Here is a 1,361-nt window from a genome sequence, read left to right as displayed (position 1 = left end):
CGCGTTGACTCATCGGAAATGCGCGCGAAGGGCCGCGAAATTCGTCTTCGTTGCCTCACTGAAAATGCGCGCGTGCGGCGTGCCTGACTGATCAGACAGCTACGCGGTCGGTAGGCCCTGACGATGGGGTTGACATTGGCTGAGCGCAGGGCGGTTATCCAGGCGACGGCGATCCGCTATGACCGGGCCGACAAGCGGTCCAAGGGAGTGATTCTCGACGAGTTGTGTGCCACCACGGGTTGGCATCGCAGTCATGCCCGCAAGGCGCTCACCGCGGCATTGAAGCCCACCGTGATGTCGCCTCGATGTTCGCGACCGCCGAAGTACGGGCCAGAGGTCATCGCCGCGCTGACGGTGTGCTGGACGGTGCTGGACATGCCCGCCGGCAAGCGGTTGGCGCCGATGTTGAAGGAATTGGTGGCGGTCTTGCGGCATTTTCAGGAGTTGGTCATCGACGACGCCACTGCGGCGTCGTTGGTGTCGATGTCGGCGGCCACCATCGATCGAAGGTTGGCTCCTGAACGGCGCAAACACCAGCTCAGGGGACGTGCCACCACGAAGCCGGGGTCGCTGCTCAAGAGTCAGATCCCGGTCAGGACCTGGGCCGACTGGGATGACGACCGGCCCGGTTTCGTCGAGATCGATTTGGTCTCCCACGACGGAGGTTGCGCCTGGGGTCAGTTCGCCTTCACGTTGACCGTGACCGATATCTGCACCGGTTGGACCGAGAATCGCTCAATTCCCAGCAAGGCTGCGACATGTGTCTTCCGTGCACTGAAGGTCATCGTTGAACGGATGCCCTTCCCGATCCTGGGGGTGGACTCAGACAACGGAGCCGAGTTCATCAACACCCACCTACTGCAGTGGTGCGTGGATAACGAGATCACCTTCACCCGGGCGCGGCCGGGCAACAAGAACGACGGCTGTCACGTAGAGCAGAAGAATTGGGCGGTGGTCCGCACGGTGGTGGGCTATCACCGCTACACCACAGCGTCAGAGATGTTGTTACTCAACGAGATATGGCAGCTGCAGTCAAAATTGACCAACTACTATCACCCGCAGCAGAAACTGGTGTCGAAGGTCCGTCACGGCGCAAAGGTGACCAAGAAGCACGACACGGCGGCCACCCCGTTTCACCGCTTGATCAACCACCCGTTGATGGTCGATGAAGACCGGATCGTCGCGCTGACATTAGTCCAAAGCAAGATAAATCCCGCCGCCGTCCAGCGCCGGATTCACGCATTGACCAACCAGCTCCTCATCTTGACCACCAGCAAACCGGGAGACAGCGTCAACACACGCGCACTCATACGCGAGGCAGTCAAACCTCCTACGCGCGCATCTTGACATGAGGCAACAGG

At 60.5% G+C, this 1,361-nt stretch carries 1 protein-coding gene; it reads left to right on the top strand.

The window, feature by feature from the left end:
- Nucleotides 1-123: 123 nt before the first annotated feature.
- Complete coding sequence (locus HPC46_RS34400) at nucleotides 124-1,347, top strand: DDE-type integrase/transposase/recombinase (protein ID WP_179476437.1); 1,224 nt, start codon at nucleotides 124-126, stop codon at nucleotides 1,345-1,347.
- The last annotated feature ends 14 nt before the right edge of the window (nucleotides 1,348-1,361 follow it).

Origin of the sequence: Mycolicibacterium vinylchloridicum (assembly GCF_013404075.1) — a bacterium.
Taxonomy (GTDB): domain Bacteria; phylum Actinomycetota; class Actinomycetes; order Mycobacteriales; family Mycobacteriaceae; genus Mycobacterium; species Mycobacterium vinylchloridicum.
The sequence above is the reverse complement of the archived record's forward strand: the minus strand, read 5'-3'. Positions and strand labels throughout refer to the sequence as shown.

What these genes read in the sequence shown, in the direction of transcription:
- HPC46_RS34400 (WP_179476437.1), top strand. Translation starts at nt 124, where the DNA reads ATGGGGTTGACATTGGCTGAGCGCAGGGCGGTTATCCAGGCGACGGCG.